Source organism: Wolbachia endosymbiont (group B) of Gerris lacustris, from assembly GCF_964028355.1.
Classification (GTDB): Bacteria; Pseudomonadota; Alphaproteobacteria; order Rickettsiales; family Anaplasmataceae; genus Wolbachia.
On record NZ_OZ034761.1, the window covers coordinates 50737 to 70752 of the forward strand.

Genomic DNA, 20016 nt, shown 5'->3' on the forward strand with positions numbered 1-20016 from the left:
TAACATTGTCATATTAATAAATATATTATATACAGAAACTGTAAAGGTCCCTCAGGTGAAAATATTTATTTTGAAAACTGATAATATGACTTATAATTATAAATGCAGGTTTTAAACATTTTATGCTAAAGAAATTAGCTTGGTATTGGTCTTTTGTAGAGTTAATTAAAGGGTTTGTTATTACATTAAAATATATGTTTAAGCCAAAGGTTACGCTTAAGTATCCTATGGAGAAAGGTCCTTTAAGTCCAAGATTTCGTGGTGAACACGCATTACGTAGATACTCAAATGGTGAAGAGCGCTGCATAGCTTGTAAATTATGTGAAGTTATTTGTCCTGCTCAAGCGATAGTTATTGAAGCAGAGGAAAGGGAAGACGGCAGTCGCCGCACTACGCGTTATGATATTGACATGACAAAGTGTATATATTGCGGGCTTTGCCAGGAGGCGTGCCCTGTTGATGCAATTGTTGAAGGCCCTAATTTTGAGTTTGCCACAGAAACAAGAGAAGAGTTGATGTACAATAAGGAAAAATTATTGCGTAATGGTGAAGTTTGGGAAGACGCAATTGCACTAAGGTTAAAAAAGAATAGACCGTATTATTAACTAGGTATGTCAACAATTAAAATTTCTTACAGCAAGTATGTAATAGATCTCTTGTACAACTGTTATTTAAGTGAAAGATCAGTAGCTCACCTTTTGGTGTCATTCCAGCGCGTGACGCTGGAATCTAGAAAAAAAGAAACATGGATCCCAGTGTCACGCACTGGGATGACAAAAGGTCTGATGAATGATAAAAGTTACCTTTTCAACCGAACAAAAAGTAAAAGAATACAGTGGTAGAGTCACTGGTTTTGATATATTACAACCGGATGCTTTGAAAGAAGCAGTTGCATTGAAAGTAAACGGTGAGTTGTATGATCTCTCACGTGAAATTGAATCTGATGCAGAGATAGAGGTGATACAACTAAGTGACGAAGCGGGTTTAGATATAATAAGGCATGATGCTGCTCATATAATGGCGCAGGCAGTGAAAGAGCTATTTCCTAATACTCAGATTACTATTGGCCCAATAATTCAGGACGGTTTTTACTATGATTTTGCTACAGATCGTGCCTTTACCACGGACGATCTTGCTGCAATAGAAAAAAAAATGAAGGAAATTATAAAAAGTAACCACAGATTCGTCCGAGAGGTTTGGACTCGCAAACAGGCAATTGATTTCTTTAGTGATGTAGGCGAAAAATATAAGGTTGATATTGTCTCATCAATACCAGAAAACGAAAACCTAACTGTTTATAAACAAGGCAATTTTGTAGACCTATGTCGTGGTCCGCACTCACCATCAACTGGCAGAGTTAAAGCGTTTAAACTTATGAAAGTAGCAGGTGCATACTGGCGTGGCGATTCTAAGGGCCCAATGTTGCAAAGAATATATGGCACCGCGTGGAGAAATAAGGATGAATTAAATACTTATCTTAAACGTCTGGAGGAAGCAGAAAAACGCGACCATCGTAAAATCGCTAAGGATATGGACCTATTTCACATTCAAGAGGAAGCCGTTGGGCAGATTTTTTGGCATAAACAAGGGTATACTTTATATAATGTTCTTGAGTCTTACATCAGAAAAAAGTTAATGAACAATGGCTACTTTGAGGTAAAAACTCCTATTTTAGTAAGCAAAGAGCTGTGGGAAAAATCGGGACATTGGGATAAGTTTCGTGAAAACATGTTTATTGTTGATGAATCTGAAAGCAAAAAGCTAGCAATAAAACCCATGAATTGTCCTTGCCATGTGCAGATTTTTAATTCTCACATGAGAAGCTACCGTGATCTACCAATACGTATGGCAGAATTTGGCACGTGCCATAGGAATGAAAGCTCAGGTTCATTGCACGGACTGATGCGAGTGCGTGGTTTTACGCAAGACGATGCACACATTTTTTGTATGGAAAAACAAGTGAATTCTGAAACTGTAAAGTTTTGTGACCTTTTAAAAGAAGTATATTCAGAGCTTGGATTCAATGAAATTTCTGTGAAATTTTCAGATCGTCCAGATATTAGAGCAGGTAATGATGAAGTGTGGGATAGAGCTGAAAAAGCGCTGCTTGAAGCCGTTAAAGAAGCGGGTTTGAGTTATGAACTGAGCCCTGGCGAAGGTGCATTTTATGGTCCAAAGTTAGAGTTTGTTTTGAAAGATGCAATAGGTAGAAATTGGCAATGTGGAACGTTGCAAGTTGATTTTATTTTACCGGAGCGGCTTGGAGCTTTTTATATAGGAGCAGACGGGCACAAGCATCACCCTGTCATGTTACATAGGGCAATTCTTGGAACTTTTGAGCGTTTTATTGGAATTTTAATAGAAAATTATGCAGGAAAATTTCCAGTTTGGCTTGCTCCAACACAGCTTGCTATTCTGACCATTACAAATGAGGCTGACGGTTATGCTACAGAAATCAGCAACGTTTTAAAAGAACAAGGTGTGAGAATCAAAACTGATTTGACCAATGAAAAAATTAGCTATAAGATACGTTTGCATAGTTCAAGTAAGGTACCTATATTATGGATCATGGGCAAAAGTGAAGTTACAAATAAAACTGTGTCAGTGAGAAATTTAGGATCGGAAAAGCAGGAGTCTTTTTCTTTGGAGAATGCTACTGAATTGCTATTAAAAGGCGTTAATTTAAGTTAAGGGAGTCAAAATTTGCAAAACAAAAAACACAGAATTAATGAATTCATCACAGCTAGAGAAGTACGCTTGGTTGACCAAAATGGTGAAATGGTCGGAATTGTTCCAATAGAACAAGCTTTGGAAGTTGCACAAAGTGTTAATTTAGACTTGGTAGAAATCGCACCTGATTCAACTCCTTCAGTATGTAAGATTCTGGACTATAGCAAACAAAAGTATGATATAAAAAAGAAGGCAAGTGAAGCAAAAAAGAAACAAAAAACATTAACTATAAAAGAAATTAAACTGGGTCCTAATATTGATGATCACGACTACGAAACAAAATTGCGTCAAGCAAGGGATTTTCTTGTGCATGGACATAGAATTAAAGTCACAATGAGATTTAAGGGCAGAGAGCTTATAAACACTGAAGTCGGACTGGAAAAATTGGAACGGTTCATTAGAGATACTGAAGATATTGCAAAGGTAGAGCTAGCGCCTAAACGAGAAGGAAATCAATATTTTTTAGTTCTAGCTGCTAGATAGTAGGAAAGCATAAATAAAGTTAAGTTACTGTCCTCTCTTCAATCACATGACGAAAATGTCTGATTAATCCTTGCACTGGCCAAGCTGCAGCATCGCCAAGTGCACAAATTGTATGCCCTTCTATTTGAGTTGTAAGGTCAAGTAGCTTATCTACTTCACCAGGTTTAATATTTCCTGCTACCATTCTTCTCATAATTCTCCACATCCATCCAGTGCCTTCACGGCATGGTGTACATTGTCCGCAGGACTCATGCATATAGAAATGTGATAATCTTTCTATTGCAGCTATTATGTCAGTTGATTTATCCATCACTATTACAGCAGCAGTACCAAGCCCTGATTGTGCAGCCCTTAATGAATCAAAATCCATTTCAATAGTATCACATATAGATTTTGGAATTAATGGGACTGAAGACCCACCAGGTATTACAGCAAGTAAATTATCCCAACCTCCTCTCACTCCACCTGCGTATTTTTCAATTAATTCACACAGTGAAATTCCGAGCTCTTCTTCAACATTACATGGATTATTTACATGCCCTGAAATGCAAAAGACCTTAGTGCCAGTATTATTTGGTTTACCCAGAGATGCAAACCACTCTCCTCCGCGATTTAGAATATCTGGAACCATGGCTATAGTTTCAACGTTGTTTATTGTGGTTGGGTAGCCAAAAAGTCCAACACCCGCAGGGAATGGAGGTTTCATGCGAGGAAAGCCTTTTTTTCCTTCAATTGATTCAAGTTGAGCTGTTTCTTCTCCACATATGTAAGCTCCTGCACCCCTATGGATAAACACATCAAGATCATAATCTGATTTGCAGGCATTTTTTCCAATTAAGTTTTCTTTATAGGCTTCCTCAAGTGCTTTTTTTAGAACTAAATATTCATTATAAAATTCACCCCTGATATAAATATATGCAACTGATGCGTTGATTGCTCTGCCAGCTAGAAGAATTCCCTCAAGTAACTTATGTGGCTCATATCGTAATATATCTCTATCTTTACACGTACCAGGTTCTGACTCATCTGCATTGACTACTAAATACGCTTTTGAAGGATTTTTGGGCATAAAGCTCCACTTAAGGCCGGTGGAAAATCCTGCACCCCCTCGACCTCTCAAACCAGATTTCTTTACTTCATCAATGATTTTTTCTGATCCTAAATCCAGTAATTCCTTTGTTTTTTGCCAACTACCACGTTTTTTTGCACCCTCAAGTAGTGGTGTTTCTTTACCATTTAAGTTTGTGAATATTTTGTCCTGTTCTTTTAGCATGCTTTTAAGATTCTAAGTGATCCCGACGCGATTCGAACGCGTGACCCACTGATTAAAAGTCAGTTGCTCTACCGGCTGAGCTACGGGATCATTTTATTTTTCAGCTATAATAAACAGTAATATAGTTTTTATCTGTTTTAATCAAACTAAAATTTTCATGCGTGGTTAAATAAATTATATAATGTACTGTATTAGTGATAATTTAATTAAAAATTTTTGAAGGAAAACTTCTTGTTAATTAACAGATTTATTTGGCAAAGCTGACATACAACTCTAAAAAGATAGAGAATTTTACATAACTGCAGAGTTTGTGCACTATTGAGTAACAGATAAATATTTCTTGCATTTCAGCCTGAGTGATTTATGCTTTAAGCAAAAGTTGGGGGCATAGCTCAGCTGGTAGAGCATCTGTTTTGCACGCAGAAGGTCAGCGGTTCGATCCCGCTTGCCTCCACCAGTCTATATTAGCTCTAGCACGCCACAAAACTTGTCAAAACAGCTTATTTTGATCCATAGCTGTACGAACATTCATTTTTGGAGATAAATTGCACAGCAAATGGTGTCATTCCAGTGCTTGACACTGGAATCCAGAAATTTTGCTTATAACTGAGCTGATGAGCTAAAGGTAGTTTTCTTATGCTAAAACAAACGTTTTTAATTAAGTTGCATAGAAGCTGGATCCCAGTGTCTGGGCACTGGGATGACACCCCACTGGTGGCCCAAACTACAACGTTCGTACAGTTGTGATTTTAATCTAGGAGTGTTTTATACTAGTTTCCTAAAAAATCCCTCTTTCTGTAACTTTTTTCTACACAAGTAATGTTTGTTATTATAATTCTAATATATTTCAACTTAATAATAAATTAATCAATAAATGTTAGAATAAATATAGTCAAATTTATTGGATAATACTTAATGAGCGGAAAAAAACATATTTTTAAGATGGTACCTGGACAAAGGGTATTTAACGAGACTAGAATGAGGATATTTCAAGGTTCCGTAGATGGTGAAGAGTTAACTTGGAATAGTTTTGATAAAATTGGATTTATTCCACTGGACGATGAAGATGGTAGAGTACTAGATTTACCTATAAAATTTTGCAACGCTCCAAGCGATGGTCCCTTTACAATTGTTGCATGCATAAAGGAGAATGGAAAAGATTTGAAACAAACATCTTACCGTTGTGATAAAGGAGAAGGTCTAATCACAAATTGTAAATTTCCAGTCGTGCCATTTAGAAACGCTAAACTCGGTTATGAAAATAACTTACATTCTTTTGTGTATCTTAATGAAAAATTAATGAAGATATCAATTGACTACGAAGTATCACAACCTTCTGATTATAGCACAAGGTATACTTACGTTTTTAAGGCACAACCAGTGGAATATAAATATGTAACATGGGAAGAGTCGGGTGATACCTACAAATATTATTTTTCGGATGATCAAGGGAATATTATTGATTCACCTGACAATCAGGCACTCCAATATATTGAACGGCATGTCAAGGAAGAAGTAATACAAGATATAATATCATCTAAAATACCAGAGGATATAATGCTATCAAAAACATTTGCAAAAATTTTTGTTGAGAAAATAACACACAATCAGCTAGAAACTTTGACCCATACTCTTAATAATGAGCAAATACAGGTCTTATACCAACTCTCATTATTAATGAACCAAATAAGAAGCATTGCAGAGTTGTTTAACCGTGGAAGGGGAAAGAGAGGTAATAAATTTACACAAAGCGCTCTCAAGCAGAACAATTGTATCGTAGATTTTATTGCGCAAAATGTTCTGTTTTATATATAACCAAAACCTCTCAACAGGATTGAGGTCAGGTGAGTATGGTGGTAGGTATATAATTTCGATATTTTTAGGTATCTTTAAACTTTTTGACTTATGCCAACTAGCGCAATCCATCACGAGAAAAGCCTTTCGTATTCCTAAATATTGCGACATCTGTTCAAGGAATATATTTATACAAGCAGTGTTGACGTTTGGTGCAAATAAGCTAAAATTCTCTCCATTTCTGGGATTAACTGCACTATAGAGATAAAAATTTTCCCTACCTAATTTTACCTTAACCTGTGTCCTACTGCCTTTTTTAAACCACCCATGTCCAACTTTTGAATGTGTACCAAACCGTGATTCATCGAAGAAAAATAGCTCTTTTTCAGAATGCATGACAATAGTTTCATTGAGGTTTTTTTTTAAACTCCTCTTGCTTATTTTTATCCTGTCCACTATGAACTGGTCTTGGTGTGATATATGAGAATTTCATTCTTTGCATATTACGATGTATTGTGGATTTGCTGATATTCAAACCAAATCTTTCTTGGATTCTTATTCTCATTTCTCTAATAGTAATATTGGGGTTTTCCTCTATCCACACCTCAATTTGTTCAAGTTGACTTTGGTTCAATATAGTTTTTCTACGGCGTTGAGGTGGAGAAAATAATTTTTCTTTTCTTCCAAATTTTATGTGCTTTATCCATGTAGTAATTGCCTTTCTCGAAATGCAACATATTTTTGCTACAGCTGTTATACTGTGCTTTTTTGCTGCAATTACAGCATTTAGTTTTTTTGCAACATACGCATTATTTCTTACTTTCTTCAGCATCTCTTTTGCTGATTCCACCACTTTTTCATCCAATAATTTTGATCTTAATGCCATCTAAACCTCGCTATTTTACTTACTCCAGTATGGCTTTTTTTCCATTATTGTCTATTCGTTGCTTGTATAGCGGGAATTGGTATTAGCAGAGCACTTAACAGACGAACAATTCCTAGTTTTAGTAAATCATTTAACTGATCATCAATTACAAACCCTCACTCACACATTGGATCCAGAAAAGTTAAGAATAATAGTTCCTATTTTAAATGATGATCAGCTTGGAGCCCTAGTGAGAGACTTACATCCAGAGCAAGTAAGAGAAATTTTACCTCATTTAAAAGTCGATCAGTTCAAAGCACTTATCAATAATATAGACGATTATCAGCTTGTAAAATTAGCAAAAGATTTAGATGAGCACCATTTGACCATTCTTTCCAAGGAATTGTGGTCTGAGCAACTTCCAACCCTAGTACACGCTTTAGAAGGAGATAGGTTACATAATTTAATTAATAAACTAGACCACGATAAACTTGCAATAGTCGCTCGCGAGTTAACTGATTCTAATAAGATTCAGATGGTTATTAAGTCTTTAGCTAACAACCCAGAAAAACTTAAAGCTTTTGCTCATAGTATGTCTCATGAGCAGTTTAAAGAACTTTTGGATAACATAGATGCAAAAGAGCTGAAAGATATTATTCACAAACTGCCTCATGAGAAAGTCATATCTGTGATTGGTGATCTTGGCAGTAAAGATCAGTCTAATGCTATTATTGATGTATTGAAAGAGAAATTTAACGAGCAAAATGAAAAAATGAAAGAGCTTCTGGGTAAGGTTGACCGAATGATTCCTGAGGAGAGTGAAGCAAATTGGAATGATGCACATCCATCAACTTACGTTTTTCAAGATATGAATACTGATACCAATTCCCGCTATACAAGCAACGAATAGACAATAATGGAAAAAAAGCCATACTGGAGTAAGTAAAATAGCGAGGTTTAGATGGCATTAAGATCAAAATTATTGGATGAAAAAGTGGTGGAATCAGCAAAAGAGATGCTGAAGAAAGTAAGAAATAATGCGTATGTTGCAAAAAAACTAAATGCTGTAATTGCAGCAAAAAAGCACAGTATAACAGCTGTAGCAAAAATATGTTGCATTTCGAGAAAGGCAATTACTACATGGATAAAGCACATAAAATTTGGAAGAAAAGAAAAATTATTTTCTCCACCTCAACGCCGTAGAAAAACTATATTGAACCAAAGTCAACTTGAACAAATTGAGGTGTGGATAGAGGAAAACCCCAATATTACTATTAGAGAAATGAGAATAAGAATCCAAGAAAGATTTGGTTTGAATATCAGCAAATCCACAATACATCGTAATATGCAAAGAATGAAATTCTCATATATCACACCAAGACCAGTTCATAGTGGACAGGATAAAAATAAGCAAGAGGAGTTTAAAAAAAAACCTCAATGAAACTATTGTCATGCATTCTGAAAAAGAGCTATTTTTCTTCGATGAATCACGGTTTGGTACACATTCAAAAGTTGGACATGGGTGGTTTAAAAAAGGCAGTAGGACACAGGTTAAGGTAAAATTAGGTAGGGAAAATTTTTATCTCTATAGTGCAGTTAATCCCAGAAATGGAGAGAATTTTAGCTTATTTGCACCAAACGTCAACACTGCTTGTATAAATATATTCCTTGAACAGATGTCGCAATATTTAGGAATACGAAAGGCTTTTCTCGTGATGGATTGCGCTAGTTGGCATAAGTCAAAAAGTTTAAAGATACCTAAAAATATCGAAATTATATACCTACCACCATACTCACCTGACCTCAATCCTGTTGAGAGGTTTTGGTTATATATAAAACAGAACATTTTGCGCAATAAAATCTACGATACAATTGTTCTGCTTGAGAGCGCTTTGTGTAAATTTATTACCTCTCTTTCCCCTTCCACGGTTAAACAACTCTGCAATGCTTCTTATTTGGTTCATTAATAATGAGAGTTGGTATTATATATAAAACAGAACATTTTGCGCAATAAAATCTACGATACAATTGTTCTGCTTGAGAGCGCTTTGTGTAAATTTATTACCTCTCTTTCCCCTTCCACGGTTAAACAACTCTGCAATGCTTCTTATTTGGTTCATTAATAATGAGAGTTGGTATAAGAATAAATCTGAGATAAACCGTTCTCAAGAGATGCTCTTAAAATGCTACTTGATTAACAAATTTACTGATATCGGTATGCCTATTTTTAAATTTGTCTCGTAAATCTCTTCTTCCACTACTTCTTATACATCGCTATACAACAAAGCCATCTTAGCAGCTTTGACTTGTACTTTTTTATCTTTATCACTACTTATGATTCCGTTTATAAATAAGAATCAAAGCTTATCTAAGTCCTCGATAGAAAAAATCAATGAATTGATAGATACAGGTGTAAAGCCTGAAAATATTATACTTTTCGGCCATTCCTTTGGAGGAGCAATTGCATCAGAAGTATTGAAATATTTTACAGATAAAAATATTAAACTTGGAGGTGTTATTTTTACCAGCACTTTCAGCTCTTTTCATAACGCAATAAAGCATTTTCCAATTCCTCAAGCAAAAATTCTAAGCGTACTACCCTCATGTGTATTGAAAAAAATGCTCAAGGTCCTAAATTTAGATCTCGATATAGTAAACAACATACGAGAACTGCAAAACAAGAATATACCAATAGTGGTTATTAATCATGAAAGAGACACCTTAATACCATATCCTGCACAATTGGCAAAGGCGGTAGAAGATGATCTATTGTTAAATAGAAATCCGATTAAGATCGTTAATCTGAGAGGCTTTACAGATGATCCACATAACGGAGTTTTATCTAGTTGGGAATTGAGTAAAAATTTGGCTGATCTCATACCTAATAAAACAATAAATAGATAGTATTTACAAAAAGCTGTATATTTTTTGATAAATTGACTATTCTAAACACATGCAAAAACGTCATATAACTATTTGTTGCGTACTGCTTTTCACAATAGGAGTATTGTTTTTGATGCGTCCTATGATTGTCCCGTGTCTAATATCCGTTTTTGTTGCATATTTATTTAATCCGCTAGTAATAAAGTTTGAAAAATATAGAATACCGCGTTCATGTTCTGTAGTGTTTATAACACTTGCCTTATTGATAGCTTTTATATTAATTATAACATTTATTCTACCTATTATATATTTTCAAATTACTTTAATATTAAATTTCCTAGTGAATAAGGTGCCTTCATTAAAGCTTAAAGTGATTCCTTCCGTATTAGAATTTCTTAATATAAAAACTGAAGATAGTTTATTTGATCACTTGTCTAAAAATCTAGTAGAAAATTACAGTGATTATATATCTTATTTTATCAATGCTCTTAACATGGGCAGCAACCTTATAATTCAAGTGTTAAGTTCAAGCTTTAGCTTGATTTACATGGCATCATTAATAGCTATTACGCTTGTGGTATTTTTCTATGTATTACGTGATTGGCCTTTAATTGTAGAAAAAGCTAGTAAACTAATTCCCATCCCTTACAGAAAAAAAGCTGCAGATTATTTTTCTAAAGTAGATTTCATTATATCTAATTACCTAAAGGGACAGTTAAACGTATGTATAGTCATGATGATCTTTTACTCCATGGGCCTTAGCATAATCAGGCTGAAGCATTCTGTAGCTATTGGAATTTTATCAGGAACATTAACATTTATACCCTATATAGGGCCATTATTATACACTATTATCGGATTTTTGAGCGCCATTACTCAATTTAGCGGATGGTTTGAAAGTGCTGCTGTCTTGCTGTTATTTAGTATTGGACAGTTAATAGACTCAAGCATATTAGTTCCTTTATTAATAGGAAAAAAAGTTCATATACATCCAACTATCATTATTTTGGGAGTTGTCATATGTACCTCATATTTTGGATCTATAGGTATATTATTTTTTATACCAATAATAGCAATATTCAGTGTATTAGTAGAATACACAATCGATAAATATTTTGAAAGTGAGCTTTATAAAAATGGCTAACAAACCTTTTAGTTCACAATAAAAAGGATCTCTGGTACATTTGAAAAATGTAAGTAAATTTTTATGCAAAAACTATTATCAAATAGTAGAAATGCGAGAGGCTTTACATGCAATTAAATTTATTTAACAATAATCAAATTGATTATTGTTGGCAAAATTATATCACCTTAGAAGAAAACAAACATGTATATAACTCGATAGTTAATGATTTATCTTGGAAATGTTTGATTCTTTGTGGATCTAAGAGCTCTGGAAAAACTCACCTTGCTCATATTTGGCAATCAATAAACGATGCAATTTTCATCGATGTAAATAACTTTGTAAGCGAGATTAGGTACAGCAGTGCGTTTATTTTAGAAGATGTACAAAACATTAAAGATGAGACAATGTTGTTACATTGCTACAATTACATGAAAGAAAATGACAAGAGACTGCTAATTACTTCTTCGATTTCACCAAAAAAGCTTAACTTCAAACTACAAGATTTAAGCTCTCGAATATTGTCAACTACCAGCATAAAAATTTTACCTGCAAGCGAGGAGTTATTAAGAATTATTCTAATAAAACAATTTTCAGATAAACAATTAAAAATTGATCTAAAGGTAATTAATTATATTCTAGCAAGAATAGAACGTTCTTTTCACAGCATTAATAAAATTATAGAAAAAATAGATAGTGAATCCATAGGATCAAATGTAACCATTCCTTTTATTAACACTTTATTAAAAATAAGTCCCAAGTGATTCCTTCTGCTGCAAGACATTTGTTATATATATTAAAAATTTATTCATACCCATACAATAATGAAGTTGAAATCACTATCTCTTTATGTTAAAATTATAATAAGTACTATGATGTAATAAGCATAAACAGACATAGCTAAGGGATATTTTATATGATAGTAAAACTTACTTTACAGGATGCTTTTTATAGATTTTCAATTATAATTGAAATATGGTAAAAATAAGATCAAACTTTAAAAAAAGGTTAAAACAAAGGTTTGTAGTACTTACTTTATTGATAAATGCTTTGTTTATCTCATATTTTCTTATAAAAAACACAAAAAATATTTTCAATCAAATTATAGTCAAAGAAATAAACATAGGAGCTGATAATGAAAAATAAACAACCACAAAATAAAAAAGAGGATCTTTACATAACGTATTACATAGATGCTTTGGTTTCCGAAAAATCCTCTACACAAAATACTTTGGAAAGTTATCGTTCAGATTTACACCAACTTGAAAAATTTTTATTAGAAGGAAGCGCTACCTTAGTTGGTGCAAGTAAAGCTAATATTAAAGATTATGTAAACTTTTTACGCACACAAAAGAAATATAAAACTAGCTCTATATCAAGAAAAATATCTGCTATCAAAAATTTCTATAAGTGCCTATTTAATGATGGAATAATAGATTTTAATCCAGCACCGGCTAATGATAATGAATTAAGAAATCCAAAGGTTTCCCGTCCTTTGCCTAAGTATTTAAGTGTTCAAGAAATATTTTTGCTCATGGAAACAGTAAAAAAATCAGCAAGCGGATCGAATAAAGAGATAAGCAGTAAAAGGCTATGTGCAATTTTAGATATCCTTTACTCTTCCGGGATGCGTGTTTCTGAACTAATCAATATGAAGTTATGTGAAGTATCACATTTAGTAAACAGTAATGGTAAAGAAGGCTATATAATAATAAAGGGAAAAAGTGGCAGAGAAAGGCAAATCTTTTTTAATCAACAAGCATTGCAAAGTCTTAAAAATTATTTATCAATTCGTGACAATCTGCTCCCTAACAACAAAAAATCTGATTGGCTATTCCCAGGTGATAAACCTAATAAACCAATTACAAGGCAAAGAGTTGGTCAATTAATAAAGGAATTAGCAAGAAAGTGCGATATTGATGAAAATAAAATCTCTCCACATGTGATTAGGCATTCTCTTGCTACCCATCTACTGAATAGCGGAGCAAATATTGTGCTGATACAAAAAATTCTTGGCCATACTAATCTTTCTACAACACAAATATATACTCATATTGCTAACGAAAAGTTAAAGGACAAATTAGCTGATTCTCATCCTATTACTCAGATGATCAATAATTAAACTTATTGCTTTTAATTTTGTAGTAAAGTTAAATTCAAATAAGTTTACGTGTATTTGTGATTGCAAGTTTATTGTTTAATTTATTCCTTATATTATGGGAAGTATTCTATACTTTTATTACTCTTCCTGTAATTTTCTTTCCTGAGTGTGTAATAACCATTTTCCTCGTTTGCTCGGTGAGAGTTGTATTATTTATGTTACGTTTATTATGTGGCATTAAATATGAAGTGAGGGGAATGGAAAACATTCCTGAGCAACCTTTTATAATTGCATCTAAACACCAATCTCCATTTGAAACATTTATTTTTATACTACTATTTAGAAAAGCAGTTTTTATTTTAAAACGTGAATTGAAATGGATTCCATTCATTGGTTTGCATCTCATGGCATTAAAAATGATTTTTATTAACCGCTCAGATGGTATTAGTTCTGTGCGTCATATCATGAAATTAGCAAAAATGCGTATAAAAGAAAATAGAGGCATAATAATATTTCCTGAAGGCACAAGAACAACTATAAACCAAAATATAAAGTATCAACCAGGTATCGCTGCTTTATATAGCGTATTATCTGTTCCTGTGTTACCGATTGCTTTAAACACTGGTTTGTTTTGGCCAAAAAGCATACTTTCTCTGAGAAAGAATCCCGGAAAGGCGGTAATAGAAATATTACCTCCCGTATATCCTGGGTTAAACAAAAATGAATTCTTGCAAAGTTTAGAAAAAATCATTGAAGAAAGAAGTAGTAGATTAATTGTAGAAAAAACTGATATTGCAAATTAACAAAAAAACTTTATAATTAAAAGAAAAGTACAGGTATTAATATATGGCAAATCATAAGAGTGCTAAAAAAATGATAAAGGTAATAGCAAGGCGTACTTTAGTAAATAAGATGCGAAAAAGTAAAACTCGTACTGCTATTAGAAGATTGGTTGATATAATCAAGTCTGGTGATAAAGAGAATGTTGTCTTGGCATTTCGGAATGCTGAATCCAATTTACACAGATGTGTAAATAAAGGTGTTATTCACAGGAATACTGCTGCGCGTAAAATAAGTCGCTTAAATGCAAAAGTAAAAGCATTGATGACAGCTTAATACGGTTAATGTAAAGTTAACTGTATTAATATATACTCCTCAGTTTGTATATTCTGTATAAAATTTAAGTAGCTTAAGTGATGGATAAAAAAGCGCTATTAGAACTAAGTAATGGATTAAAAATCGATCTACCTGTATTAAGCGGAACAACAGGTCCTGATGTGTTAAATATCAAGGATTTATATAAGATGACAGGATTATTCACTTACGATCCAGGGTTTGTTTCTACAGCTTCATGCTCTTCTACAATTACATTCATTGATGGAGATGAAGGAGTTCTTAAATATAGGGGACATAATATAGCTGATTTGGCAGAGAATAATAATTTTACTGCTGTGATTTATTTATTGCTCTATGGTGAATTACCCAGTTCAGAGCAACACAAAAAATTTCTTCTCAAAATACAAGAATCATCCAAAGTATCAGAGCAAGTTACAAATGTAATTAAAGCATTTCCAAAAACTGCTCACCCTATGTCAATCTTAGTTGCATGTTTTGCAAGTTTGTCAGCATCTTATCATGAAAAGCATGGCAACAATGTCAATGGTGAAGACCTAGATTTTGGAATTTCTGCAATAGCGCAAGTTTCCACAATTATTGCAATGATTTATAGGCATATCAACAATCAGGAATTCATAAATGCTAATAATAAACTAAGTTATAGTGAGAATTTCTTAAATATGATATTTGGCAGTGCTGTTAATAATACCCTTTTTGTAAAAGCTCTGGATAAAATATTTACTCTCCATGCTGATCATGAACAGAATGCTTCTACAGCAGCTGTCAGATTGGTAGGGTCAGCTGGTTCTAATCTATTTGCAAGTCTGTCTGCAGGAGTTGCTACACTTTGGGGTCCAGCACACGGTGGAGCTAATGAGGCAGTTATAAATATGCTAAAAGAGATAGAGCAAAGTGGAGATGTAGATAGATTCATTGAGAAAGCTAAAGATGATAAAGATCCATTTAAGCTAATGGGATTTGGACATCGTGTTTATAAAAACTATGATCCGCGCGCGCTTATATTAAAGGATGCTTGTCATGAGATTTTAAGCAAACTAGAGCAAAACAATGAATTACTTGAAATTGCAAAAAAACTTGAAGAAATAGCTTTAAAGGATGAGTATTTTATTACACGTAAGTTATATCCAAATGTTGACTTTTACTCAGGCATAATAATGAATGCTATTGGTATCCCTTCAAGTATGTTTACACCCATTTTTGCACTTGCAAGAACCACTGGTTGGGTTGCCCAGTGGTATGAAATGATAAACGATAAAGAAACCAAGATTTGTAGGCCAAGGCAGCTATACCTTGGCCTATAAACTTTCATTCACAATTGGTCCTCAAATAGTCTAATTTTCTTTAGCTATAAAATACAGCAGGAAGACTTTTTATCAGTTGATTCATACTGTTCTACAGAACACAATTTAAGCTTTGATCGTGCTGAAGAAGGTCCAAAGCCACTATCTTTAGCCGAAGCATCATCCCCACCTTTACCTTCACCATAGTAGTCGGGCTTAAGGAATTTGCTTGAGTTTCCAGTATGTGATTTACCTACAACTGAATTCTTAGGTGAATCACCAAAACCACTATCTGGACTTGGTCCATCCGTCCCTACTTTTTCTTCAGAAGGGGCAAGAGTTTGTGGTTTCATAGCTGGCACACGCGCAGGATCAATGGACAGTTTATAATCCTCATTGATTACAGAGCTCTCTATGATCTTATCCATCACGCAGTAAGCAATGTCTCGGTTAAAAAAGTCTATTGCATATATTCGTCCGTCACCATATGTTGGCAGACCTCTTTCTGCAATATCATCTTTTACATCACGCAATACTTTTGTACCACCAAACACCTTATTATTAATATGATCAACTTCTTTTTCATTTAAAAACTCTATGTAATTATCACAATCAATAACAGGAACCAAAATTGAATACTCATCTTTACTTTCTTTATGGGAAGTATGCCACATAGAATTAATTGGTAGGTGCGATAGTGCTTTACAAATTAAATCAACAACTGCGAACTTCAGAATCTTAACAGTTTCATTTTCGTCCCTTGACATTTCAAGATTACGATATGTCAGAGATACCTTATCCATTACTACGTCTTTAATGAACTGAGGATTATCAAAAAAGCTTTTCTTTATATACACATCACTTCCTTTCTCTTCTAAAAAATCCTTAGTTTTTTTAGGACCATTTTTATAACTTTTCACCTTTGATGAAAATGAGTTTACAAGAGAATTTTGTAATTCTCTATTCTTAAAGCGTATACAGTATAAATAGGATTTTCTGTCAAAGCTCACCTCGCGTGTATTATCATCCACATAATCTTGATCAGAGTAACTTTCCATAATAACATTTGTTGTAAACTGTACTAGTGAATTAGCTAGCAAATACTTTAGATTACAAACTACTTCTTTTTCAATTGGCACTGAAAACCTATGTTTGCTACTATCTGTAGTCCATTTTCCTTGATTAAAGTTAAAAGGAAAAGAGTCTGTATAAAAAAGATCATCGGCAGCACTTTCACTTCCACAAAACTTTTCTACTATACTCCCTCTCATATTAATCAAGTACTCTCTGCACTGATCAATATTCATATTTTTATCAAATGAGAGAACAATATGATCTTCTTCTACAGTGAGATTAGTAATAAAAGTCTCATCAAAAAGAAGAACACTATTAAACGCTTTTACTAATTCTCGATTTATTTGATTTGTACTAGGCATAACGCCACCCCCCTAAACTAATATAATTATTTACTGCTACCCTGACCACTTTTACTACTACTGGATTGATTTTGCTTCATTCGTTCTTGTTCACGCTTAATCATATCGCTGAAGTTATCTATTCTCTTTGGATCTAGGTATTTTTTATCAATCCTTGTTCTCCCTGAATCAGGTACTTTTTTATTTGGATCATTATTGCCATGCATATCAACCTCTAAATTAAATTATTATGTAATGAATATATTAAGAATCAACTACTAGCACAAGCAGTTTTTTAACATAAATTTTATTCACCATTTTTATACTCCTGGATTCCAGACTGGGATGACAAGAGAAGAAGTACTGGAATAACAACTTTTTAAATTAAGTTTTCTGGATCCCAGTGTCAGCTACTTGGATGACAAGAGAGAGAGCTACTTGTCCGCCATGTCATTCCAGCACTTGATGCTGGAATCCAGAAGAGAACTAGACTGAAATAACAACTTTTTTAAACTAAGTTTCTGGATCCCAGTGTCACGCACTGGGATGACATCAAAAGGGCTACTGAAATGACAAGAGAGGGGCTACTTGCATGACAGCCTTTTAAAATTGGGATGACACCTTTGTGGTACACAACCTTTGGTGCATTATGCACTCAAGACAATGTCATCCCAGTGCTTGACACTGGGATCTAGTAAACTTATTTATTATATATGAAAAGTTATTATATTTATATACTTGCAAGTGAACGCAATGGAACCCTATATACAGGTATAACATCAAATTTGACTAAACGAATTTGGGAACACAAAAGCAAAGCCATCTCTGGTTTCACGTCAAAGTACAATGTTTGTAAACTAGTCTATTTTGAAGAATTTCAAGACATAAATTTAGCAATTAGTAGAGAAAAACTCCTAAAAAGCTGGCAGAGAAAATGGAAAATAAACTTAATTGAAAAAACAAATCAAGAATGGAAAGATTTATATGATGAAATTGTATCTGGATGACAGTGTCTGAGTACACAACTTTACGAACATTGTAATATGGCGCATCGTTGGCACTGGCTTCCATTCAAGATGGTGTCATTCCAGTCTGGAATCTAGAAGAGAAAATGGATCCTAAACTGAAATAACAACTCTTTTAAACTAAGTTCTCTGGATCCCAGTGTCACGCACTGGGATGACAAGAGAGGAGGTAATGGGATGACATCAAAGGAGGCACTGGAATGAAAATGAAGGGCTACCTGAATGACAGACCGGTTTTCATTCAAATTTTATTCAAGACGATGTCATTCCAGCGCGTGACGCTGGAATCTAGAAGAGAAAATGGATCCTAGACTGAAATGACAACTTTTTTAAACTAAGTTCCTGGATCCCAGTGTCAAGCACTGGGATGACAAGAGAGGAGGCACTGAGATGACAACAAAGGGGCGACTTGAAGACAAGAGAGAGCTACTTGAATGACATTCCGCCATGTCATTCCAGCACTTGATGCTGGAATCCAGATAAAAAACCAGTCTGGAATGAAAAAAAGAGAGAGAACCTTTACACACCTCTCTTTTTGACTAAAGAAGCATGGTTTTCAACTCTCACATCATCAGTTAATCCTCCTGGCAATTCCACAGCAGCATTAGACTTTTGCTTATTATTCATTGAACGATTACACTCAGGAGATCGCTTTTTACCCTTCGTACCTAAATTACTGTATCTTTTAACTCTCCTGTGTTCCTTTCGCTCTGGAGCAGGTGGACAGACAGCTAATTTTGGTTTTTCATTTTTCTCTTCTTTTGCTTCTTTCTTTTCTTTATTCATTTTTTCCAGTTTTTGTACTTCACTATTTTTGTGACTTATAACAGGTTTAGGTAGAGTGTCTACTAATTTTTCTATAGGCTTTGGTAAAATAGCACGTTCTTGCTTATTCAGAGTGATTGGCATTGGAACTTGAGATGAAAAATTAAATAGGGAAATTGGTGTGATTTCATTCACTTTTGTTTCTATTTCTTGACGAACTTCTTTTGATTCTGTTTTTTCTGCTTTTTTGTCTCTTTTTTCCTCAGTTACATCTTGCTCTACTACTGCTGCTAAATCAACTGCAAAAATTTCTGCAAACATTGCAATGACTGAGCCCACGAGAAAAGTTTGAAGCTTCAATTTTAAATTTTGCAACGCTTGCAAACGTTCGAGTATTGCTATTTCCTCTTCCGGAGATAACCCACCACTGAGTAATTTCTCCTGCAATTCTTTTATCTCTTTGTCTAGCCTTTTATCCCAACTTAAATCTTTTTTGAAGATCTTTTTGACTAATTCCTTAAGCTTATTACGCAAAAACTCGATTATTGAAAGAAGCAGGTTTTTCTCTTTCTTCTCTTTGAGCATTTTGTAGACTCTCGGATCTACCTTTACTTCAAAAAGATTAAAGAGGGATTCAAAGAAATCTGCGAATACCCCCTGACTATCACCAGCAAAATAATTCTCATCGTCTTTTATCTGTAGCTCTACTTGAGATAATGTTTCATCAATGCAACTCGCAGCCTGACGCTCAAGCTCTATTCTCTTGAGCTCAGCTTTCCTAGCAAGCTCCTCCATGAATCCTTTTAATTCATTAAGCTTCTGCTCTGCAGAGAGATCTTGCTCCCTGATTCGATTAATGAAGATTGAGCTACCGCCCTCTTCGTTGTTATTGATTAAAAAATTTTTCATTGCTTTTTCTCCATTAATTGAATTACTGTTTCTATAATTGTTTAGAAAGCTTTTTACCATTTTATCTTAAGTCTATAAAACACAATAACTCAATTTTATAATATGAAGTATTTAATAAGTATTAATCTTAAAAAATCTCAATAAATTATTGAGATTTTTACATTTATACTATATGCAGCCTATCATATATTACGTAATTTTTCAAGAACATATTCACTATAACAGAAGACTTT

At 33.9% G+C, this 20016-nt stretch carries 19 protein-coding genes and 2 tRNA genes; 15 read left to right on the plus strand and 6 right to left on the minus strand.

Translation table 11 applies throughout. The features are described from left to right. Positions 1 to 122: 122 nt before the first annotated feature. The 3 genes from nuoI to infC all read left to right on the plus strand — a co-directional run bounded on the left by nuoI (position 123) and on the right by infC (position 3213). Positions 123 to 605, plus strand: coding sequence for an NADH-quinone oxidoreductase subunit NuoI (gene nuoI, locus ABWU62_RS00220; protein ID WP_353287108.1), 483 nt, complete (start codon positions 123 to 125; stop codon positions 603 to 605). Positions 606 to 789: 184 nt separating this feature from the next. Then, entirely contained in the window at positions 790 to 2691 is a 1902-nt protein-coding gene (gene thrS, locus ABWU62_RS00225; RefSeq protein WP_353287109.1) for a threonine--tRNA ligase, read from the plus strand. Positions 2692 to 2703: 12 nt separating this feature from the next. Further along, positions 2704 to 3213, plus strand: coding sequence for a translation initiation factor IF-3 (infC, locus tag ABWU62_RS00230; RefSeq protein ID WP_353287110.1), 510 nt, complete (start codon positions 2704 to 2706; stop codon positions 3211 to 3213). 19 nt (positions 3214 to 3232) lie between these two features. Here the strand turns inward: infC and nuoF are convergent, their stop codons facing one another. Both nuoF and ABWU62_RS00240 read right to left on the minus strand, forming a co-directional pair. Next, entirely contained in the window at positions 3233 to 4486 is a 1254-nt protein-coding gene (gene nuoF / locus ABWU62_RS00235) for an NADH-quinone oxidoreductase subunit NuoF (RefSeq protein ID WP_353287111.1), read from the minus strand. Positions 4487 to 4503: 17 nt separating this feature from the next. Further along, positions 4504 to 4576: transfer RNA gene (locus tag ABWU62_RS00240), tRNA-Lys, on the minus strand. A 291-nt stretch (positions 4577 to 4867) separates the two neighbouring features. On the opposite strand from ABWU62_RS00240, the gene ABWU62_RS00245 reads away from it, so the two are divergent. Beyond that, positions 4868 to 4943 (plus strand) — tRNA-Ala (locus ABWU62_RS00245). Positions 4944 to 6160: 1217 nt separating this feature from the next. Here the strand turns inward: ABWU62_RS00245 and ABWU62_RS00250 are convergent. Beyond that, positions 6161 to 7166, minus strand: a protein-coding gene (locus ABWU62_RS00250; protein ID WP_353287112.1) for an IS630 family transposase whose coding sequence is annotated in 2 segments (ribosomal slippage) — positions 6161 to 6703 and positions 6705 to 7166 — 1005 coding nt in all. Because the reading frame shifts where the segments join, the coding sequence is not laid out codon by codon here. A 76-nt stretch (positions 7167 to 7242) separates the two neighbouring features. Between ABWU62_RS00250 and ABWU62_RS00255 the strand changes: the two genes are divergently transcribed. From ABWU62_RS00255 to ABWU62_RS00300, 10 genes are all read left to right on the plus strand, one after another. Further along, positions 7243 to 8055, plus strand: a complete 813-nt coding sequence (locus tag ABWU62_RS00255) for a hypothetical protein (RefSeq protein WP_353287113.1) — start codon at positions 7243 to 7245, stop codon at positions 8053 to 8055. A gap of 51 nt (positions 8056 to 8106) precedes the next feature. After that, positions 8107 to 9112 (plus strand): IS630 family transposase gene (locus ABWU62_RS00260; RefSeq protein ID WP_353287112.1). Its coding sequence is split into 2 segments (ribosomal slippage): positions 8107 to 8568 and positions 8570 to 9112, totalling 1005 coding nucleotides; the frame shifts between segments, so codons are not numbered across the junction. A 9-nt stretch (positions 9113 to 9121) separates the two neighbouring features. Next, complete coding sequence (locus ABWU62_RS00265; RefSeq protein ID WP_410542183.1) at positions 9122 to 9268, plus strand: hypothetical protein; 147 nt, start codon at positions 9122 to 9124, stop codon at positions 9266 to 9268. Between the two features lie 274 nt (positions 9269 to 9542). Further along, on the plus strand, positions 9543 to 10049 hold the full coding sequence (locus tag ABWU62_RS00270) for an alpha/beta hydrolase (protein ID WP_353287114.1): 507 nt from the start codon (positions 9543 to 9545) through the stop codon (positions 10047 to 10049). Between the two features lie 49 nt (positions 10050 to 10098). Beyond that, on the plus strand, positions 10099 to 11172 hold the full coding sequence (locus ABWU62_RS00275) for an AI-2E family transporter (RefSeq protein ID WP_353287115.1): 1074 nt from the start codon (positions 10099 to 10101) through the stop codon (positions 11170 to 11172). Positions 11173 to 11279: 107 nt separating this feature from the next. After that, positions 11280 to 11915, plus strand: coding sequence for a DnaA ATPase domain-containing protein (locus tag ABWU62_RS00280; RefSeq protein ID WP_353287116.1), 636 nt, complete (start codon positions 11280 to 11282; stop codon positions 11913 to 11915). A gap of 371 nt (positions 11916 to 12286) precedes the next feature. Then, positions 12287 to 13273: a site-specific tyrosine recombinase gene (locus ABWU62_RS00285; RefSeq protein ID WP_353287117.1), complete on the plus strand. Its 987-nt coding sequence runs from the start codon at positions 12287 to 12289 to the stop codon at positions 13271 to 13273. Between the two features lie 56 nt (positions 13274 to 13329). After that, positions 13330 to 14055 (plus strand): lysophospholipid acyltransferase family protein, encoded by a 726-nt coding sequence (locus ABWU62_RS00290; protein ID WP_353287118.1) that lies wholly within the window; start codon positions 13330 to 13332, stop codon positions 14053 to 14055. Between the two features lie 43 nt (positions 14056 to 14098). After that, positions 14099 to 14368, plus strand: coding sequence for a 30S ribosomal protein S20 (rpsT, locus tag ABWU62_RS00295; protein ID WP_353287119.1), 270 nt, complete (start codon positions 14099 to 14101; stop codon positions 14366 to 14368). An 80-nt stretch (positions 14369 to 14448) separates the two neighbouring features. Next, complete coding sequence (locus ABWU62_RS00300; RefSeq protein WP_353288123.1) at positions 14449 to 15690, plus strand: citrate synthase; 1242 nt, start codon at positions 14449 to 14451, stop codon at positions 15688 to 15690. A 44-nt stretch (positions 15691 to 15734) separates the two neighbouring features. Here ABWU62_RS00300 and ABWU62_RS00305 read toward each other — a convergent pair whose 3' ends face one another. Together ABWU62_RS00305 and ABWU62_RS00310 are read right to left on the minus strand one after the other, a co-directional pair. Continuing rightward, on the minus strand, positions 15735 to 17105 hold the full coding sequence (locus tag ABWU62_RS00305) for a hypothetical protein (protein ID WP_353287120.1): 1371 nt from the start codon (positions 17103 to 17105) through the stop codon (positions 15735 to 15737). A 26-nt stretch (positions 17106 to 17131) separates the two neighbouring features. Next, positions 17132 to 17311 (minus strand): hypothetical protein, encoded by a 180-nt coding sequence (locus tag ABWU62_RS00310; protein ID WP_353287121.1) that lies wholly within the window; start codon positions 17309 to 17311, stop codon positions 17132 to 17134. Between the two features lie 486 nt (positions 17312 to 17797). Here ABWU62_RS00310 and ABWU62_RS00315 point away from each other — a divergent pair, with 486 nt between their 5' ends. After that, positions 17798 to 18091, plus strand: coding sequence for a GIY-YIG nuclease family protein (locus ABWU62_RS00315; RefSeq protein WP_349967306.1), 294 nt, complete (start codon positions 17798 to 17800; stop codon positions 18089 to 18091). 537 nt (positions 18092 to 18628) lie between these two features. On the opposite strand, the gene ABWU62_RS00320 is transcribed toward ABWU62_RS00315, so the two are convergent. Beyond that, positions 18629 to 19843: a hypothetical protein gene (locus ABWU62_RS00320; protein ID WP_353287122.1), complete on the minus strand. Its 1215-nt coding sequence runs from the start codon at positions 19841 to 19843 to the stop codon at positions 18629 to 18631. Positions 19844 to 20016 lie beyond the last annotated feature (173 nt).